This is a genomic window from Rhizobium sp. Root149 (assembly GCF_001427345.1).
GTDB lineage: Bacteria > Pseudomonadota > Alphaproteobacteria > Rhizobiales > Rhizobiaceae > Neorhizobium > Neorhizobium rhizoryzae.
In genome coordinates, this window is record NZ_LMGD01000020.1 from 49,171 (window position 1) to 65,825 (window position 16,655).

Genomic DNA, 16,655 nt, shown 5'->3' on the forward strand with positions numbered 1-16,655 from the left:
GATCGTGTCAAACCCGGCTGCAAGATTCAGCGCAGCGGTCGCCGCCGGCTAAAACCGGACGTCAGCCGAGCTTTGATGCACCGAGCCAGAATTCATCGAGCTGGGACTCGGACATGCCGAGCGCGACTCCGAATGCGCCGACGAGAGGATGCGACCGGACGAACGTCGTCGCTCCGACCAGGAGCATCCTCGCGGAGAACTGGGTCTCGGATGGAAGGTTGGAGACAATCGCTTCCACGGCAGCAGGCAGCATACCGCTGGCGACGGCTGCGAGAGCCTCGGCCTCGGTGATGTATGGATCGTCACCGAGCGCCAGCGCCTGGTAAAACTGGCGTCGCGAAAGGTTACGGAGATAGGGCTTGCTCGGCGGCAGAGGAGCGATCTCGACCGTCGTCGTGGTTTTGGTTTTGACGTCGTAGCGTGTCAGTGTTGGCATCAATTTCTCCACTGCAAGTATGCGTAGCCGCCGATGAAGTTGTCTGTTCCGTCACCGTTTCCGTGACTGAAAATGCGTATACCGGTGCAGTCGGCATCTCCGACTGCAAGTGTACCGATGAAGTGCCGCGTGTAGTCGAAGAAGTTTGTGCTGACAAAAAATCCGTCTGCGCTGCGCTGGATATGTACGTATCCGCGCAAGTTAAATCCGCTCGAAAACCCTTGGTAAACGACTATAGATTGAGCATTCGAGACCGCCACATTCATCGACACATTTACGTCGTTCATGTATCCGCTGTAGCCGCTAATAACTTCGCCCGAGCCGTCGATAAGCTGTACATGTATGTCGCCGTAGTCGGCGACCGCAGCTCCATCAACGGTGAACATCACTTCGTTTGCGTGTGGACCGGCATTGTAGAGTTCATACGCGTTCGAGCCGTTAAGGACGACCAAGTCACTGCCGACCCAACCGTGTTCGCCTCTCCCGGTCGAATTCCAAGTGGCTTGATCGACCATCCGTTGAACCTGGTCTACGGATGTGCCGCCCGTGCCGCCGATGGTTTTGAGTGAGGGCTTAAACATCAACGTACCTCCAGAATTTTAACCACCGTGTCGTCGGCGATGGCTTTCCAGACGAGCGTCTTCAGGCCGTCAGGGAGGCCGTAAAAGTGGACGCCAGGCGGAAGGTCGAGCATCTGGGCATCGGTCGATACGCTGCCGTTTCCGATCAGGATGCCAGTGTCGCCACCGACATGGATTTCGACGATGTCCGTGGAGGGGTGGCAGACGTGTGTGGAAGCCGAAGCACCGACGGTGTGCGTCGATACATTCGAGCTATCAAGCATGACGATCTGGAGCGCGTCGTAGCCCGGATTGTTGGCGATGGGGAGTTGTACGGTTTTCAGGTCGGCGGTCATCTGCGGTCCTCTATCAGTGTGATCTCGAGAAGATCGTGCGACACCAGCCGACACGAGATGGGTTGATACGAGCGGCCCGAGATCAGCAGCGTGTCGTCGTTGTCGATTGCGCAGTCGATGGCGTCGCCGCGTTCGGGCGCTATCGAGACCACGTGTGAAAGCATGACCCAGGCCATGGGCTGCGGTGCGGTCATGCTCAGGCCGTCGGTTTCCACCACGGCGTGCGATGGGTTGAATATCAGTTCGATGGCGTCGCCGACGACAGGGCCGTCATGCCGCAACCAGCGATGCACACCCGGCTCGCGCAGGTGCTTCATGGCTCGCTTGGTCATGAGTTGGAAAGCCTTGGCGGACATCGGAACCTCCTCGGAGATATCCGGTCGGGCGGCGTAGGGAGTTCGCCGCCCGACCGTGACAAGCGAGCCTTACGGCTTCAGCTTGAGCTTGATGATTGCGCGCGGGCGCTGGGTGTAGGAGATAACGTCCGTGGTGGACTTCATCTCGACGCCAGCATCGTGCGGCAACAGTTCCGTTGAGAAGTACTCGGGCTCGCCCATCTGGCCGAGCGTCGCGGTCGCGATGCCGGGAGCGTGGCGGACCTGGTACATGTCGTCGGCGATCGGGCAGAGGTATGCCTCGTCATCGGCGATGAGCGGACGGCCGGCGATCTTGCCGCGGCTGTACGACACGGCGAAGATGTCGTTGGCGATCGGGAAGCCTTCGCGGTTGTCGGCGCGCAGGAACTCGCCGTCCTTCCAGCGCTTCCAGATTTCCGCCATCTTCGGGTGGCCCGTGAGCTTCTTGAAGAAGGTCTTGCCGCAGATGAGAACGTAGCCGTTCGCATCGAAGGCACCGAGTTCTTCTTCGGAGAGTTCCTTGCACTCGATCAGCTTCTCGACGATCGGTGTCGAGGCGGTGTTGAGGTCGAACTCGACCTGGTGGCGGGTAACGCCGAACAGATCGTACCAGTCGTACCTCGAGAAGAAGTTGCCGTCGGCGTCCATTTCGAGGAGAACGCCCGTGATCGCGCCGCCCTTGGAGTATTCCCAACGGAGCAGGTTGCGGTTGTGTTGCTTGTCCAGGATGTCGTTACGCTCTGTTTCGAAAGCCTGTTCGAGTTCGGACCCCGCCGCACGGACGCCACGGATCGACTCCGCGAGAAGGGCGTCGGTCTGGGGGTAGTGCGGGATCATCACCGGGAAGACGCCGCGGGTGTCGCGCTGGGTGCTGTCACCCTTCGCTCCACGCGGAGCTTCCGGGATGAGCGACAGGTTGCCTTCCTTCAGCTCAATGAAGGCCGCGTTCAGGTAGACGCCCTTGGTCGTCCACGGCAGCCACTTCGCGAAGTGCTGCGGAATGTAGGGCTTCTTGTCGACGTAGTCGAGCATCGCCCTCTGAGTGAAGACGCCCTGTGCGCCCCTGTAGAAATCAACGAAAGTTGCCATAGTCTGTGTTCCTCCTCGGAATTCTGTGATCAGCGCAGCTTGATGCCCGCGGCCTCTACGGCGGCGACGATCAGAGCTTTCGCTGGAGCGGATAGGGCGGAGAGCGTCGTGTCACTCGTGCGGACCTCGGCGTCCTGATCGACGACGAGCTCATTGATGTCGCCATCGGTCGCGAGCGTCGGGCGCACCAGGAAGGCGGCCTTTACCTTCGCGTAGCCCTCGAAATCGGCGGCAGGCACCGAGGTTGCGGCAACCCAAAGACCGGTCGGCGTGTCGAAGTCTCCGGAAGCGGAGACCGCTTCCTCGTATTCGGCGACGACGACTTCGCCCGAGACATATTCGGTCTCGGATTCCTTGAGCGTCACGGTGCTGTACGACCGGTCGCTTCTGGCGGTGGAAAGAATGAAGGCCGCGGCGACCCTGTTCATGTAAGTGATAGCCATATCTCAGGGCTCCTTATGCGCGCTTGTTGAGTTTGTCGTAACGGCTGCGCGTCGAGGCCGCCGAGGACTGATGCTCGCGGTCATCCCTGACCGTGAGGCCGTCGGTGGAAAGGCCGCGAGCGCCTGCCTTGGTCAGTTCGCGAAGGACTGCTTTGCGAATCTGGGAGCCACGAGCGCCATTGGCGCGCATCAGACGTGCGAACTGGCCGAGTTCCTCGGAAGCGCGCTTGGCGGTCCTGACGGCCTGGTCGGCGTCGGCCTCTTCTTCTGGCGTCAGCTCCTCGTCGGACGCGACATCCTCATCGGCACGGGCCTTGCGCTTCGCCCTCAGCTTACGGATTTCTTCCTCGAGCTGGGCGATCTCCTCTTCCTCTTCGGAACGTGCCTTGCGCTTGCTACGGGTCTCGCCGTCCTCGTCCTCGTCGGCGCTTGCGCTTCGAGCGAACTTCATCTTCGGCGGCATCGTCTTCCTCGGCGCGGGCGCGCTTGTTACGCTTGCCACGGAACTTCCGGAGACCGCGTGCGCGCTCCAGCAGTTCGTCCGAAACCTCGACGTCGGCATCCACGGCGTCCTCGACGGCCGCAATGGCTTCGTCGATAGCTTCTTCGGCCGCGATTACGAGGTCCTCGATTTGAGTCTCATCCATGTTTCTCTCCTGTTTTCTTGTTTTCGACCGCTTCCGGGTGAAGGCGGGCAGGGGGTAGAGCTTCTTTCCCCGGGTGCCCGTGACGATCGCGTTGGGGTCCGCCCCGACGGGGACGATGGACACCTCGTGGAGGGTCCAGGACACGGCTTCAGCGAGCGGGACCTGGCCCTCGCGCTCGGTGATCACGTATTCATTGACGGTGAAGCCCGCGCTGACCTGGGGGTAGAACCCCGCCTTCTGGTCGGCGGCGATGGACTTGCGGCTGGGGGCGTAGACACCGTCGGCGTGAACCTCGGTGCCTTCGACGCGGACGTTGTCGACGCGGCCCAGGGTCGCCTCAAGGCCACGTTCGAGCATGTGGTTGTCCATCAACGGCATGCCGGGGACGCGTGAGAAGTCGAGACCGGAAGCGAGTAGGACCTCGTCAACCTCGATCGTCTTCGTGGGGTCCAGAGGATCGGGGATCGACGTCCTGACCGGCGTCTCGGTCGTCGCGATCATCGAGAAACGGCCGGCGGCGTCGTCGACGGCAGACGGATCGACGAGGATGGCGCGCTTCGAAAGCTCGACTCCCTGTGTCCTGGTCTGTTGTTTCCGCCTGATCTTGGGCATGCGACGTCCTGAATTTCTGTCTTCAGGGAGCGTGACAAAGTCAGCTGCAAGATTCAGCGCAGCCTCGGCCGCCGGCGAAAACGGCATAAAAAAAGACCCCGAGGTTTCCCCCGGGGTCTGGTTGTCGAACTGAGTCCAGAAGACTATTGTGCCTTCAGCTTGAGCCACGCCATTGCCGTCACCAGCATCGGCGTCATGACCATGATATCGAGGTCCCTGACGATGTCATTGGCCTCATCAATCAAGCCTTGTTCTACTTTCCGGTCCGACAAACGGAGCAAGATCATAGAGAGGTTCAGCTGCCGCTGCATCTCTTCGCCGGTCATTTCGCCGAAGAAGATATGATAGAGGTCAGCATATGACACGGTAGTCTGCCTCCCGAAATCCAGGCGCGCAGTCGTTGCCTCATCGATGTGAGACAAGAGCTCCGCACGTGGACCCGCGACGATCTCCGTCATCGTGACGACAACGACAGCGTCGTCGATCGTCATGACTGGAGAGGATGCGCCTGCGAGGAGCGTCTCCCTGAATTTCACGATTGCCTTGTCAGCAATCGCGGTTTCAGATTCAGGGATGCGGTGGGTAGAAGTAGCCATTTCCAGGGTCTCCTGGTGTGAGATGACGGCAGGTAGGCCGCCCCGATCCGGTGGATGCGATAAACCACTTCGGTTCCCTGTTTTCTCACGCCTCTGTCCGGACCGATCAAATCTCCCTCTGAACCGTTTCGACGGCCAAGACCTACGCGGCGGGGTCATAACATCGAATTAAGACAACTGGTTACCTAACCTGATGTGACTTCGCCGCAATTTTACGGGTTATGCCAGACACCCGGAAACGCCAGATGTTCAGGGACAGGAAGATGCGGCGGCCGACGTCAGCTGCCGCATCATTTTTTTCTAGGCCGGTTCCAGTTCGTCGGCGTCTTCGAGCTGATCCTCGTCGGCTTCATCGAGGTCGTCTTCGAGATCGAATGACAGGTCATCGCCGTCGAGGTCCTCGGAGGACGAGAGGAGGGCCAGCGGAAGAGATGACGCTGACGGTTCCCCGTCGGGGGTGGTGGGTGCTGCCGTATCCGGGAACAACTTGTCCAGGCCGTAGACCGGATAGCCGAGCTTGAGCAGGAACGCCCGCGCCATGTCGGTCGCGTTCTCGGCATCGATGTCCTCGACGTCTTCGCCGAGCTGGGCGACGCCTCGCTTGCGAGACATGAGACCGTTCTTGATAGCCTCGACGACCGCTGAGACCTCTTGAAGAGGATGGATGTGTCCGCGCTTCGGCGTCATCCACTCGACGTCGCAATAGTCTTCGACGGTCTTGCCAGGCTCCGGCACGAAAAGTTCGGCCATGTAGGCTGCCTGAACGAACCGCTCGAAGATCGGTTGGCAGAAGCGAGCGACCATCACGTGGTGCTGGATAGCTTCGATGTGCCGGATCATCTCGAGCTGGACAGCGCGGTACTGCCGGTCCGACGTCATCTTGTCGTGGTTCATGTTGACCATCTCGACATACCAGCCGAAGGAAACGGCGAGCTGTGAGAGGTATTCACGCTTCACGTCGGCGTAGTTCGAGTCGCCGGGCGACGGCAACGCCTGTTCGATATCCCAGCCTTCGGGGATTTCGACCCATTCGCCGGGTTCCATCGCGCGGAATTCACCGTCGGCACCGTCGAAGATGGACTCATCGTCACCGGCCAGACGCGGTTTCTTGTAGTATCCGCCCCTGGTGGAGCTGACGATCATCCTTTCAAGCTGGACCTCGTCGTATGTCCTGGCGCGCTGGGTGGTGTTAAGGGCGGCCGCACCCCAAGGGTAGCCCCTGGTGTCACCGATGCGGTCGGGCATGTAGAGGTGAAGCACCTCGGACGCAGGCACCCTCTTCGGCAACGCCGAGCCCGCAAGGAAGATGTCCTTGGGGTGATGGTCGAGGAGCCAGTATGCGACGGTACGATCGATCTGGTCGCGTTCCACGCCGTTGATGATGAGGTTTCCACGCTCTCCGGGGATCGTCTTCTCGAGCGGCAGGTAGTCGGCCTCGAGGAGCTGGACCTGAAACGGGATTTTGGTGCGCATGTCCTTCGCCATCCGTGGCCGCAGGCGGGCGATGATCTCGCCGTCCCGAGCCATTGCGATGGCGGCTTGGAACTGCTGGCCGTAGAAGTCGAGCTGACCCCTGGCGTCGGACTCGCGGACCCACTGCTTCCACAGCTTCCGCAGGCGCTTGTTCCTGATGATGGGTTTGATGCCGTAGTGTACGACGTTGTTGCCGACTTGACGGCACGACTGGCGGAAGTAGGGGTCGTTGGCATACATCCAGCGCGATTGGGCACGTAGCCTCGCATGCTCGGCGTTGCGCGCGTTGGGTCCGACGTCGGTCGCCTGGACGACACGTTGGTTTTCGCCCGCGGCCTCGAAGAATGTCTGTCCGGGCGGCAGTCCAAAGAAGTTGGATGCGCGGGCTCGCCAAGTTCCGAGTGCCTGACGGAACGTCCGGGTCGCCTTTTCAGGGGGCTTGGTCGTGGCTTGGGTGGTTGTGGACCTGTTCATCTCGGACGCACTCCATACCAACCGCCCCTGCGTGTGGATTTCGCAGGCTTAACGCCGTCTATCTCGTCGATACGGGCTTCGATCTGGGCGAGGACGAGGGCGGCTTCGGTGAGGGTTCGGAAGGTCTGGCCCCCCGAGGTGGGATGGGAGATCGAGACGATGGGCGACGCCATGATCTCCTCGATATCTTCGACCTCTTGGACAAGCCACTCACGGGACCTGCGGCGAAACAGCTTCATTCTTCCTCCTCACCAACGCCTCGGACGGGAGGACTTGATGACGCCTCCAGCTCGTGGCTGCCTTTTCTCTTTGCCCACCGCGGGTGGCGGCACCGTTGCCGTCTGCGGTCGCGTTTCTTTCTCCTTCACGACCCTTCGAACTTCGTGGATGGTGGCCGCCTCGGTCACGGCAGCGTCCAGCTGTGTGTTTACCGGGGCCTTCTCCGTCGCCGGAACCGACATGTCTTCCGTCGGCTCGAATATCTCGCCCGTTTCAGGGTCGTGCGGGATAGCGACAATTCCGGCCTTGTCAGCTGCAAGATTCAAATCAGACCATTTGCTGGGGTAGCTCGTCTGTAGGCCCTTGAGCGCCGCATAGGCGTAGGCCAGACACATCCATTCTTCCTCAGGTCGCTCGCCGCGCTTGGGTACCCACTTGAGTTTACCCTTCACCCGCTTGCGCTCCTCGCACATCAGTCGGTTCAGGTAGCCGGTTCCGAGCTTGTGGGGGATCAGGGCGCGGTTGTTGCCTGTGAACTGCAGGAGATGGAAGACGGCGTCTCGGGCGAGGTGCGAGTCGATCATGTAGAATGTCGATCCACGCTTCGCCTTGCGGGGCCAGACCGTCGGCCTCCGATGCGCGGAGCCATGGATAGCCCAGACGTTGCGGTTCTGGGGATACTTGGCCGCGAAGGATCGGACCTGGTCGGTGTAGTGTCCGCCGCCGTCGAGCGCCGACGCCACGATCTTCATCTCCGTGCCGTCACGTTTGTAGAACTTGCGGTCGAGAAGTTCGCGTAGCTGCCGATCGGCCTCCGGCTCGCCAGGGGCACCGAGAATGACCCAGTGTCCGATGATCCGGAACTGGCCGTAACGGTTCCAGCCGACGACACTGACCTCTCGGGACCCTAGCTGTTCGAGGTTGGAGCCTTCCTTGTTCGTCTGCGTGTCTCCGCCGACCGTCAATACGACCACGTCGTCCGGGACTTCGGCGGTGTACCTGGCGAGCAGAGCGGAAAGATCGGAGGCCTCGAGGGACGAGGCGGTGAAGTCATCGAAAGGCCAGCCGGCGACGGTGTTGAACCATGCCTTTCGAAGGGACGGGTTGCCCTTGGAGTCTACCCATTCCTGTGCGAGGTTGATCCAGCCGGCCTTACCTGCCATGGAAAGCCACTGCGGCACGTGGAAGCCCACACGGCCCCTGACCTTGGCGACGCAGGACGGCCGGTAGTCGACGTTCTCGACCATGTCGTACTTATGGCGCTCGTCGATCCGGCAATGCTCGGGACCCTCGCACTGGTAGAAGCACTCGGTGACGTAGTTGTTCTCGTCCCGCTTGAACTTGAAGCCGTATTCCGTGTCCTCATCGCCCCACTTGAAGTTCTGCCACAGGCCGCAATGGGGGCATTGAAGGTAAGGCAGCCTTTGGTCCGAACCGAGCCATCGCGCATAGGTCCGGCATTCGTCCACGAAGGTGGGCGTACTGCCGAGCGCCAGGATCGAGTCGGCCCATTCACCGCCACGCTGCTTGAGAAGGTTGGCCTTGTCGCCTTCGTCGAGATCGCCGGGGTCATCCGCCCATGGAGGAGCCGAGTACTCGTCTCCGAATAGCCACATGCCGCGCCACCCGCGCAGGGCATTCGACCTCGCCGCACCCGTGATCTTCATCTCCGCCTGGTTCTTGAAGATGTGATCGAGCATGGTGTCCTGCGTGTCGCCACGTCCGGCCTTTCGGCGGATCGCCTTGAGCGCAGGAACCGTCCTCAGGAGCGGTTCGATGACCTTCTTGTAGAACTCCTCGGCCTGACCGCGTGTCGGCTGCACGATGCCGATGGGGAAACCCTTGTATGCGAGGGCGTAGGCTGACATGCCGCCGATGAAGAGCGACCACCCGACACGCGTTCCCTTGAGGACCACGACCTCGCTGACGCCCTCGCTCATGAAGGCCTTCGCGATAGGCCTCTGGTATCCCGTGAACTTGACGTATCCGGGCTTGTAGGTCTTGGCCTCGGGGAGTTCGATGTTCTCCGCCACCCATTCCGAGGGGTCCCTCGGGGGCGGTATCTGGAGGGCGGTGTTCCTCAGGCGGTCACAGCCCTCGTTGAACAGCGTCAGCGCCTCCGAGAAGTCCAGGTGGTCGATGGAGAACGACGAGTGATCGTAAAGCATGCGCTTAGTCCTCGTCGGTGTCTTCCGATGACGGGGCCTGGGCTGCCTTGATGACGTCTTCTACCTTGAGCTTCGCCAGCATCGCCCGGACCTGTTCGTCGGCGATCTCCTTGACGACCCTCTGGATCGAGGCGTCCATGCGTCCGGCTATGGCGGCCGACAGGGTCATGAGGCGCTTCTTGATCTCGTTGTAATCCCGCTCGATCCGATCGAGGACAGGCTGTAAAGGAACCACCATACGGAGCATGTCGGCGGCTTCCAGTTCGGCGACAATGGCCTGGGCGTCCTCCTTGCGCTTCTTGGCTGCCGTCGGCTTCCCGTCACCGTCTTCGTCCCCGCCACCGGTCGCATTCCGGACGGCACGATCCTGGAGCCAACGGACTACGGCGGCGAGATCAAGCTCCCAGGCGACGCCACGGTCGCGGTCGGCCTTGGTGATGTATGGACAGTCCTCGAACTTGACCCACTTCTCGACGGTATTACGGTCGTATCCGAGCATGATCGCGCACTGTTGCAAGGATACCACGCGGGCCTTGTTGACCTCGCGTTTAGTCGCGCCTTGGGTGTCGTCTTCGATGGGTGGTGCTGAGGATTTCCGGGGCTTCCCGCGCTTATTCAGCAGGGGGGTATTGTCATCTTCAGTCGTAGGCATCGGCCGAAACTCCATGTAAATCGCTGTGACCATTGGAGATTTGCGGCTTGCAAGATGCAAAACGGACCGCCGAGACGCTCGGGGGTGCTGATGCTGAACGCGATTTTAAATTTTTGTAGCGAGTGAAAGAGTGCGGTCTCCAATACACCGCATCTTGCCAGAATGCTCAGGGACCCCGGGTGATTTTTGGAAGAATTGCGTGACGAGAGACGGGGCTTGCACCTCACTCCAGGTCTTGAAATCGACCGTCGGGCTATCGTTCGTCCCTCGTCACGAGGTGGCCCCAGATGGAGACCAAACAGGCATTGCCTACAGAGAGACTGCCCCGGCGTCCGGCATGGCGCAAGCGCCGGCTAACACTTGGGGTCGAAGGCCTCCCGATCCCCACGCCAGCGAACGTTGTCCTCGTTAAGCTCCTCGGTGGCTGCCGTGGCCTGAGGGTTCAGAAGCCACTTAGCCAACCGCTCTCGATCCTCTTGGTCCCAGACCCAATACATGCGGTCCTTCTCGTACATGCCGTTGCGTCCCCAGCCGCTGGGGTGGATTAAGACAATGTCACCGCCGCCTGGATCGGGATAGCTGTCGTGATGGATGCTACTGGCATCGCGAACGTTTGGCAGAAGTGACGTCTCGCAATAGTCATTGGGGCTTCGGCCATAGAACAGGGTCTCGCCCTTCATCTTTACGTCTTCGATGTCGCCTCCGTTGTAGCTACGAGCCTCAGAGAAGATGGTGCCATCGGGAAGTGCGATGAATTCTTTCCAGTGAACCAGCCTCATACCGCACCCCCATTCATCGCCGCCAGCCTCTGCCTATCCCTCTCATTCTCCGCATCGACTGTCTGGACGTCTATCCCGAAGTACTCACAGGCCTCGCGGCGGGTTACTATGCCGTCCTGGATCGCGGTTGCGACGGCTCCCACCGCTGCCACGGGATGTTCGCCCATCTCGACGGCCTCCCAGTTGAAGACGACGTCGAGAGGATGGCGCTCGCCGTCCATGCGGTACCTCATCGTGTCGGCGAACACGAGATACGGCGCGCGACCTTCCTGCCGGATTTCACGGAAACGATCAGACAAGGGACCTGGTCCCACGAGCTCAACGTCGCCGTAGTCGTTTGAATACCAAGACCGCGTCACGGTCATCGAAACGGTTTCGGGTAAGTCGTACACCCTGCCAACCTCCAGCTTAAATTCTTCAGACATCAAACTCTCCCTCTGTTGTGTCTCCTTTCATGTTGTGACCAGCCGACGACCAGCACAAATCCGCCGACGGAAAATCACGGTTGCAGTTGAATGTGGTCGTGCTTACCTATGCGCGACAACGAAAGAGGAACCCTTCATGCAGACATACGAATTCGACGTCGCCCAGAAGCCCGTAGGCCCGGGCGTTCACTCCTGGGAAGCAATCGACCGCGCCAACGGCAAGAAGATCGACCTGCCGAAGGGTGGCAATGACGACGGCGTGAAGAACCTGGTCGGCCGCTACCCGGAGATCGAAGCCTATCTAGAGAGCGAATACGGCGTGAAGACCGACCTCTCGAACATGTATCCCGCCGACAAGATGGACTACATTGACGGCGGGAGCAGGTGGACGCTGCCTCGCCCGCAGGATGGCGTCACGGTCATCGTCGACGATATCTTCCGCACCGTCATGTCGATCGAAGCTACGCACTACCCGCCAACGCCTTGAGATTGCATTCCGTTGACTTGTGTAGCATATACGAGACGCAAGAGCTGAATGTGTAACGGATACGCGACATGGCCGACAACTCAAAAATCCCGAGGTCACGCGGCAGCGTTGTCCACCCGCGTGTAGAGCGCGGTCTCAAGAAACTCGGCGAGGATATCTCCTTGGCTCGCCGTGCGCGAAGGATGAGCGCTCAGGACTTCGCGGATCGTTGCTCGATTTCGCGGGCAACTCTGCACCGGCTTGAAAGCGGTGATCCTGGTGTCGGCATCAATGCATTGGCTGTCGCACTGCATGCGCTGGGTCGTCTCGATGCGCTGATCGATATCGCAGACCCGATGCACGACGCCGTGACGATGATGCAGCTGAGGGAGGCCGTTCCGCAGCGGATCAACAGGCCGAGGAAGAAGTCCGATGTCGAGGCGGCGGGACTGGTCGAAAAAACAGACGGCAAGTTCGTCGGTTTCTGACATCCGGATGGCGCAGATGGAAAACAAAGACCCCGTCGGTGAGAACGGGGTCTTGGGTTATCGGCAATGTTATGGGACGTCTCTTAAATCGCACCCTCCGATCATCGCGTCCTTGCCGATGCCAGCGACGAGAAGACCGACAGCCCGCTTGTTACGTCAGACTGCATGATCATCATGCCTGCCGGCGGTTAGCGGCGCAACGTCATGGTCTCCAATCTTGGCCTGAACATCCACACCGCGAACGGAGAATACGTTTGGCGATATCTCTTGAGCCGCAAGGAGATTGAGGTAGGCAACGCATTCGTCCCCATGCGAAGGCTCGACGCCGTTCTGCTCGTCTGTGATGAACGACAGGACCGTTTCGAACTCTCGTTGAAATGCTTCTGGCTCCTCAATGTAGCGGCGCATCCACTCGTTATGGAGGCGGGCTAGAGTCTTGCCCGAGAAATAGGTGTCGGCCGAGGATTCGAGGTGCCATCCTTCGGGCATCTCGACCACGGCTCCCGGCTCGACATGATAAACATTGCTTTCTGACATCAAAAATCTCCCTAAGTTGGTGTCTAGGAAGATGTTAGGGTCGCCAGACGCCAAACGGCGCTCCGCCGGTCATTTTTCGGTGGTCGGCGTGTTTCCCTGCGCCCAGGGGGGCGGCAGGCCGTCGGTGCCGAGAAGCGTCTCACCGAATTCGGTTTCGAGACCCTTGATGAGTGCGACCTCGGTGTCGTCGAGCGTATCTTGCCAGACAAGACGCCAATTCCTTTTGTATAGCGCCCACGCCTCTTCGCGTTTGACCGGCCGCGTAGGATCGCGGTTCCAGCAGAGCAGTCGCAACCCTTCGTAGTCTGCGGGAATGATCACGTTGCGCTCCGATCTAGAAACAGACGTCGAGCCAGTTTATCCATGACGTCGTCTACGGCGGTGTCCTGCGCTGCCGTGCCGCCATTGTCCCAATCCAACGCATATCCTGGATTTAGGTCTTCGCACCGCTCGAGGACGAAACCGATATCACCCATCGCATCGATTTCCCGCAGCGCCGAAAGCAGGACGTCACGCTGCCGATCATCGAGAACGACTATGCAGTCGGCGGCGAGCAGGTGCTTGAACTCCTCAATACCGGACGGATCACTGCGGGAAGCGTCCAAGTGCTCGACATCCGCCCATGTCAGGTCTCCGTGCGCAGCGTCGCGAGCCGATGTCTCCGTCTCGGCGCTGACATTAAGGCCCGCAAGGCGCGAGTTCGCCAACGCGTCCCTGACCATTTCATCTGGTGACAGCTTAATCGGAGGTCTCGGTGTGTTTGGCTCCGGACCCCAGACCAACGGCGCTCCGAGCAAGTCCTCGGGCATCACCGCATGAAGTTCGACGTCTGCATTGATAGACTCCGTCGGCCATTCGCCATCGTCGTCGCGGGGAATGAGATCGAAACCCGGAAGTGCGGAGCTGCCGTCGATTGCGACCAACATGGAAAACATGAGACCTGTGAGGCGCTCGTGGGTCGGGTTGCCGTTCGGGTTACCCGCGAGGACTTGGACGTCGGGTAGATCGCGCCAGTACGTGACCAGGTGGGCGATGTGGGCGAATAGGCGTTGGCGGGCTTCGTGTGGTGTCATCGGCATGGGCGGTCTCCATCTCGGTCGGCACACTACCGGGAGATGGAGACCGTGTCCGGGTGTTACTTCAGAAAGACGAGCCAGTGCGTCAATCCTTTGCGTCCGCCCGTCTGCCCGAAAAGAGGCGCGTAGGGTAGGGCGAGATCGAGGACTTCACTGACTTTGACTTGGGTCTCGTTCCATTTGAAGACCAGCGTGCCGTTCGGCTTGAGGACGCGCATGCACTCGTGGAAGCCCTGACGCAGGTCGTCACGCCAGTTTTTGCCGAGCTTGCCGTACTTGGCGGCTAGCCAGCTCTTCGGGCCAGCGTTGACCAGGTGCGGCGGATCGAAGGCGACGAGGTAGAAGCTCTCGTCCGGATACGGTAGCGCCCGGAAGTCCAGAAGCGTGTCTGGTTCGATCCGCAGTTCCCGAGTGCCGTCTTCGCGGCCGTGAGAACGATCGGTGACCGTCAGGACCTCGTTACGGCGATCCCCGAAGATGACCTCGGGGTTGGCCTTGTCGAACCACATCATGCGTCCGCCACAGCAGGGGTCCAGTACCCGCGCCGTCATTCGGCTTTTCCGGTCGCATATGCGATCTCGTCAGCCACTGCCGAAAGGACGTCAGGATGCACATACCCGGCGTCCACGGCAGCCTGAAGGTCTTCGGGGCTGACGGTCGCGTAGTTGCCTCGGGCGAACGCGAACAGGCCGCGTAGGGCGGGGATGTGGTCGGTGGGGTCGGAAGCTATGGGTGTGGAGCCGACGAGAATGTGACTGCCGTTCGAGAAGTTCTTCTTAAACCATTCTGCCGGGGTCAGAAGTTCCGGACGATCGAGCCTCACACCAGTGCGGGCTTCAATCTCATCATTCGTGTAAACCACCGGAATGGTCTGGAAATAGTTGACCAACCACTTCTTCACGCTGGCGGCCGGCAGGAGCCCTGGTAGGCCCTTCAAAACGTGCCACAGGTGATCCTCTGACTTATCCTTCAGGCTGTAGACCAGGATGAATGTACTGCCGTCCCAACTTTGGCTGGCGTCGATCACGAGGCCGCACTTCTGTCCTGTCAGGAGCCGACCGAGTTCCTGGCGGACGGCACCCTCGACGTCGACCATGAACGTCTTCGCGGCGACGTACACGCCGTGACGGAAAAACGAGGTACGAACGTGCGTTTTCGAAAACACGATCTCGGCCAACAGGTTTTCAGGCTTCTTATTCTCAGACATCAATCATCTCCCTATCGTTGTTGTCTGAGATGATTGTGTTCTCGCCGATCGCAGGATGCGTTTTCGCCGGCGAGATTTCCGGAAATGAAAGACCCCGCCGAGTGCGGGGTCCATAGTCAACAACACATGTTGCAGAGCGTTCGCTCCAGCCTCGCGATGTCGTCGAGAATATGCTCCCGTTCGCGGCCGTCTTCGTACCGCAGGCGCTCGCGGAGGTCTTTGACTTCCCGCTCGAGCTGATCCGCGAGCTGGGCGTCGTCGTGACGCCAAGGACGACCCCATCGTGTCTGCATCTGCTCTTGCATGTCGCCTCCTAGTCGATTTCGGCAAAGACGTCGTCGCCGAACTCGTTGACCCCATAGGCATAAGCCTGGTGTACGGCTGCACCGTGAGCAAGTGCCAACTTGCGTGCCGATCGGACGGCGGGTTCGAGCTTTTTGCGGATAACATGCGTTTCTAGATCGACAACGTTAGATGCAGTGCCGGAAGTCGATGGCCGCTTCCACACGGGTCTGGTGACGGCGTAAGTCGCTAGGCTGCGCACGTAGCGCGTCATGCGTTCCTGCTGTTTCGGCGAGTACCCTTTGAATGCTTCGATGGCCCACATCGCGAGCACCATCTCGTCGAGTTCTTCTTCCATTGTCGTTCTCCCCGCCGATCTCCCGTGTCGGCTACAGACATTGTGGTATCCGCCGGCGCAGGATCAAAATCGGCCGACGGAGCGGGCAGAGGGAGCGGAAGTCGTGGAGGGCATCTCGTCCGGCAAGATGTCGTCGAGCGCGTTATTGAAGAGTTCGACGATGTGCGGCTCCGGAACCGAGTTGCGGGGGCCTTGGAACTGCCGAACGACCACAGTTGGAACGTCGTCAACAAGCCGCGGCGATGTCGCTACCGTCGCCCAAGGTTGTCCGTCAGCGTCGCGGATCGAATAGAAGTGGAAACCCGGATGTCCGAGATTTGCGTCATATGCACCGTGACCGATGCAGTGGCGCATCCGGGCGCTCTCGACGTCCAACGCGTCGGGAGTCAGAAGCTCGACAACGGTGTAGCCAGCGCCGAGGTCAACGACGTGGCGCTCGTCAGCGCGAGTGAGGTCTTTTAATGTCTTGCGCGGAGAGTGACGGCCGCGCATGGCTTTTTGCGACTCGTTGTAGAGAGCCTCGACCGTTCCGCACTTCATGAGCTTGAGCGGCCGCCCCTGGTCATCGACGCGAAGGAGCCAGGCGTGATGCTCCGCGCCCGCGAGCAGGAGCCAGTCAATGATCTCGACCAGCTCATACTGATATTGCCCGAGAAATGCATCCGTCCGTAGAAGCCAGCGCTGCATGATGTCCTCGAAGCGCCCCAGGTCGCGACAGGGCAACGGTGCACCGTTGCCAGCGGCGATATCTCGGTCAACCTGACGTGACCACTTCACAAAGAGACGGCCGACCGACTCTGAGATGAGTTCCGGAACGGTGCGGTTGACCATGCGCATGGGCTCAGCGTCCAGTTCGCGGAGCAGGACCTTGAGACCGATCTTTTCGTCGTCAGTGTATTTCATCGCGCTCACTCCCTGATCCGCCGTCGACATAGTCTTTGATGGGAATGATGTCC

25 protein-coding genes are annotated in these 16,655 nt (G+C 60.2%); 2 read left to right on the plus strand and 23 right to left on the minus strand.

Annotated features, from left to right (window positions below; genetic code table 11):
- Nucleotides 1-61: 61 nt before the first annotated feature.
- The 15 genes from ASD54_RS12270 to ASD54_RS12340 form a co-directional block, all read right to left on the minus strand.
- Nucleotides 62-436, minus strand: a complete 375-nt coding sequence (locus ASD54_RS12270) for a hypothetical protein (protein WP_062554903.1) — start codon at nucleotides 434-436, stop codon at nucleotides 62-64.
- Complete coding sequence (locus ASD54_RS12275; protein WP_062554904.1) at nucleotides 436-1,017, minus strand: hypothetical protein; 582 nt, start codon at nucleotides 1,015-1,017, stop codon at nucleotides 436-438. Before ASD54_RS12275 ends, ASD54_RS12270 begins: the two co-directional genes overlap by 1 nt.
- Complete coding sequence (locus tag ASD54_RS12280) at nucleotides 1,017-1,352, minus strand: hypothetical protein (protein WP_062554905.1); 336 nt, start codon at nucleotides 1,350-1,352, stop codon at nucleotides 1,017-1,019. The genes ASD54_RS12275 and ASD54_RS12280 overlap by 1 nt, the downstream gene beginning before the upstream one ends.
- Complete coding sequence (locus ASD54_RS12285) at nucleotides 1,349-1,708, minus strand: hypothetical protein (RefSeq protein ID WP_062554906.1); 360 nt, start codon at nucleotides 1,706-1,708, stop codon at nucleotides 1,349-1,351. Before ASD54_RS12285 ends, ASD54_RS12280 begins: the two co-directional genes overlap by 4 nt.
- A 69-nt stretch (nucleotides 1,709-1,777) precedes the next feature.
- The gene (locus ASD54_RS12290; RefSeq protein WP_062554907.1) at nucleotides 1,778-2,797 is read right to left on the minus strand and encodes a major capsid protein; all 1,020 of its coding nucleotides are present in this window, start codon (nucleotides 2,795-2,797) and stop codon (nucleotides 1,778-1,780) included.
- Nucleotides 2,798-2,826: 29 nt separating this feature from the next.
- Nucleotides 2,827-3,240 (minus strand): hypothetical protein, encoded by a 414-nt coding sequence (locus ASD54_RS12295; RefSeq protein WP_156379204.1) that lies wholly within the window; start codon nucleotides 3,238-3,240, stop codon nucleotides 2,827-2,829.
- A 13-nt stretch (nucleotides 3,241-3,253) separates the two neighbouring features.
- On the minus strand, nucleotides 3,254-3,691 hold the full coding sequence (locus ASD54_RS12300; protein WP_062554909.1) for a hypothetical protein: 438 nt from the start codon (nucleotides 3,689-3,691) through the stop codon (nucleotides 3,254-3,256).
- Nucleotides 3,636-4,499, minus strand: a complete 864-nt coding sequence (locus ASD54_RS12305; RefSeq protein WP_156379206.1) for a hypothetical protein — start codon at nucleotides 4,497-4,499, stop codon at nucleotides 3,636-3,638. Before ASD54_RS12305 ends, ASD54_RS12300 begins: the two co-directional genes overlap by 56 nt.
- A 143-nt stretch (nucleotides 4,500-4,642) precedes the next feature.
- Entirely contained in the window at nucleotides 4,643-5,095 is a 453-nt protein-coding gene (locus tag ASD54_RS12310) for a hypothetical protein (RefSeq protein ID WP_062554911.1), read from the minus strand.
- A gap of 300 nt (nucleotides 5,096-5,395) precedes the next feature.
- Complete coding sequence (locus tag ASD54_RS12315; protein WP_062554912.1) at nucleotides 5,396-7,042, minus strand: phage portal protein; 1,647 nt, start codon at nucleotides 7,040-7,042, stop codon at nucleotides 5,396-5,398.
- Nucleotides 7,039-7,281, minus strand: a complete 243-nt coding sequence (locus ASD54_RS12320; RefSeq protein ID WP_062554913.1) for a hypothetical protein — start codon at nucleotides 7,279-7,281, stop codon at nucleotides 7,039-7,041. Before ASD54_RS12320 ends, ASD54_RS12315 begins: the two co-directional genes overlap by 4 nt.
- 9 nt (nucleotides 7,282-7,290) lie before the next feature.
- Nucleotides 7,291-9,429 (minus strand): terminase gpA endonuclease subunit, encoded by a 2,139-nt coding sequence (locus ASD54_RS12325; protein WP_062554914.1) that lies wholly within the window; start codon nucleotides 9,427-9,429, stop codon nucleotides 7,291-7,293.
- Between the two features lie 4 nt (nucleotides 9,430-9,433).
- A complete protein-coding gene (locus ASD54_RS12330; protein ID WP_162249582.1) occupies nucleotides 9,434-10,081 on the minus strand; it encodes a terminase small subunit in 648 nt (215 codons plus the stop codon).
- A gap of 353 nt (nucleotides 10,082-10,434) precedes the next feature.
- The gene (locus tag ASD54_RS12335; RefSeq protein WP_062554916.1) at nucleotides 10,435-10,860 is read right to left on the minus strand and encodes a hypothetical protein; all 426 of its coding nucleotides are present in this window, start codon (nucleotides 10,858-10,860) and stop codon (nucleotides 10,435-10,437) included.
- The gene (locus ASD54_RS12340; protein ID WP_062554917.1) at nucleotides 10,857-11,285 is read right to left on the minus strand and encodes a hypothetical protein; all 429 of its coding nucleotides are present in this window, start codon (nucleotides 11,283-11,285) and stop codon (nucleotides 10,857-10,859) included. Before ASD54_RS12340 ends, ASD54_RS12335 begins: the two co-directional genes overlap by 4 nt.
- Before the next feature lie 136 nt (nucleotides 11,286-11,421).
- Here ASD54_RS12340 and ASD54_RS12345 point away from each other — a divergent pair, with 136 nt between their 5' ends.
- Together ASD54_RS12345 and ASD54_RS12350 are read left to right on the plus strand one after the other, a co-directional pair.
- Nucleotides 11,422-11,772, plus strand: a complete 351-nt coding sequence (locus ASD54_RS12345; RefSeq protein WP_062554918.1) for a hypothetical protein — start codon at nucleotides 11,422-11,424, stop codon at nucleotides 11,770-11,772.
- A 68-nt stretch (nucleotides 11,773-11,840) separates the two neighbouring features.
- Nucleotides 11,841-12,239 carry a helix-turn-helix transcriptional regulator gene (locus tag ASD54_RS12350; RefSeq protein ID WP_062554919.1) on the plus strand — a complete coding sequence of 133 codons (399 nt, stop codon included), beginning with the start codon at nucleotides 11,841-11,843 and terminating at the stop codon, nucleotides 12,237-12,239.
- Between the two features lie 156 nt (nucleotides 12,240-12,395).
- On the opposite strand, the gene ASD54_RS26600 is transcribed toward ASD54_RS12350, so the two are convergent.
- The 8 genes from ASD54_RS26600 to ASD54_RS12385 all read right to left on the minus strand — a co-directional run bounded on the left by ASD54_RS26600 (nucleotide 12,396) and on the right by ASD54_RS12385 (nucleotide 16,602).
- Complete coding sequence (locus ASD54_RS26600) at nucleotides 12,396-12,776, minus strand: hypothetical protein (protein WP_156379207.1); 381 nt, start codon at nucleotides 12,774-12,776, stop codon at nucleotides 12,396-12,398.
- Nucleotides 12,777-12,845: 69 nt separating this feature from the next.
- Nucleotides 12,846-13,097 (minus strand): hypothetical protein, encoded by a 252-nt coding sequence (locus ASD54_RS12360; RefSeq protein ID WP_156379208.1) that lies wholly within the window; start codon nucleotides 13,095-13,097, stop codon nucleotides 12,846-12,848.
- Entirely contained in the window at nucleotides 13,094-13,855 is a 762-nt protein-coding gene (locus tag ASD54_RS12365) for an antitoxin VbhA family protein (RefSeq protein ID WP_062554920.1), read from the minus strand. Before ASD54_RS12365 ends, ASD54_RS12360 begins: the two co-directional genes overlap by 4 nt.
- Before the next feature lie 56 nt (nucleotides 13,856-13,911).
- Nucleotides 13,912-14,403 carry a class I SAM-dependent methyltransferase gene (locus ASD54_RS12370; RefSeq protein ID WP_062554921.1) on the minus strand — a complete coding sequence of 164 codons (492 nt, stop codon included), beginning with the start codon at nucleotides 14,401-14,403 and terminating at the stop codon, nucleotides 13,912-13,914.
- Nucleotides 14,400-15,059 (minus strand): hypothetical protein, encoded by a 660-nt coding sequence (locus tag ASD54_RS12375; RefSeq protein WP_062554922.1) that lies wholly within the window; start codon nucleotides 15,057-15,059, stop codon nucleotides 14,400-14,402. The genes ASD54_RS12370 and ASD54_RS12375 overlap by 4 nt, the downstream gene beginning before the upstream one ends.
- A gap of 116 nt (nucleotides 15,060-15,175) precedes the next feature.
- Nucleotides 15,176-15,364, minus strand: a complete 189-nt coding sequence (locus ASD54_RS26605) for a hypothetical protein (RefSeq protein ID WP_156379209.1) — start codon at nucleotides 15,362-15,364, stop codon at nucleotides 15,176-15,178.
- 8 nt (nucleotides 15,365-15,372) lie between these two features.
- A complete protein-coding gene (locus ASD54_RS12380; RefSeq protein WP_062554923.1) occupies nucleotides 15,373-15,699 on the minus strand; it encodes a hypothetical protein in 327 nt (108 codons plus the stop codon).
- Between the two features lie 63 nt (nucleotides 15,700-15,762).
- Nucleotides 15,763-16,602 (minus strand): hypothetical protein, encoded by an 840-nt coding sequence (locus ASD54_RS12385; RefSeq protein ID WP_156379210.1) that lies wholly within the window; start codon nucleotides 16,600-16,602, stop codon nucleotides 15,763-15,765.
- Nucleotides 16,603-16,655 lie beyond the last annotated feature (53 nt).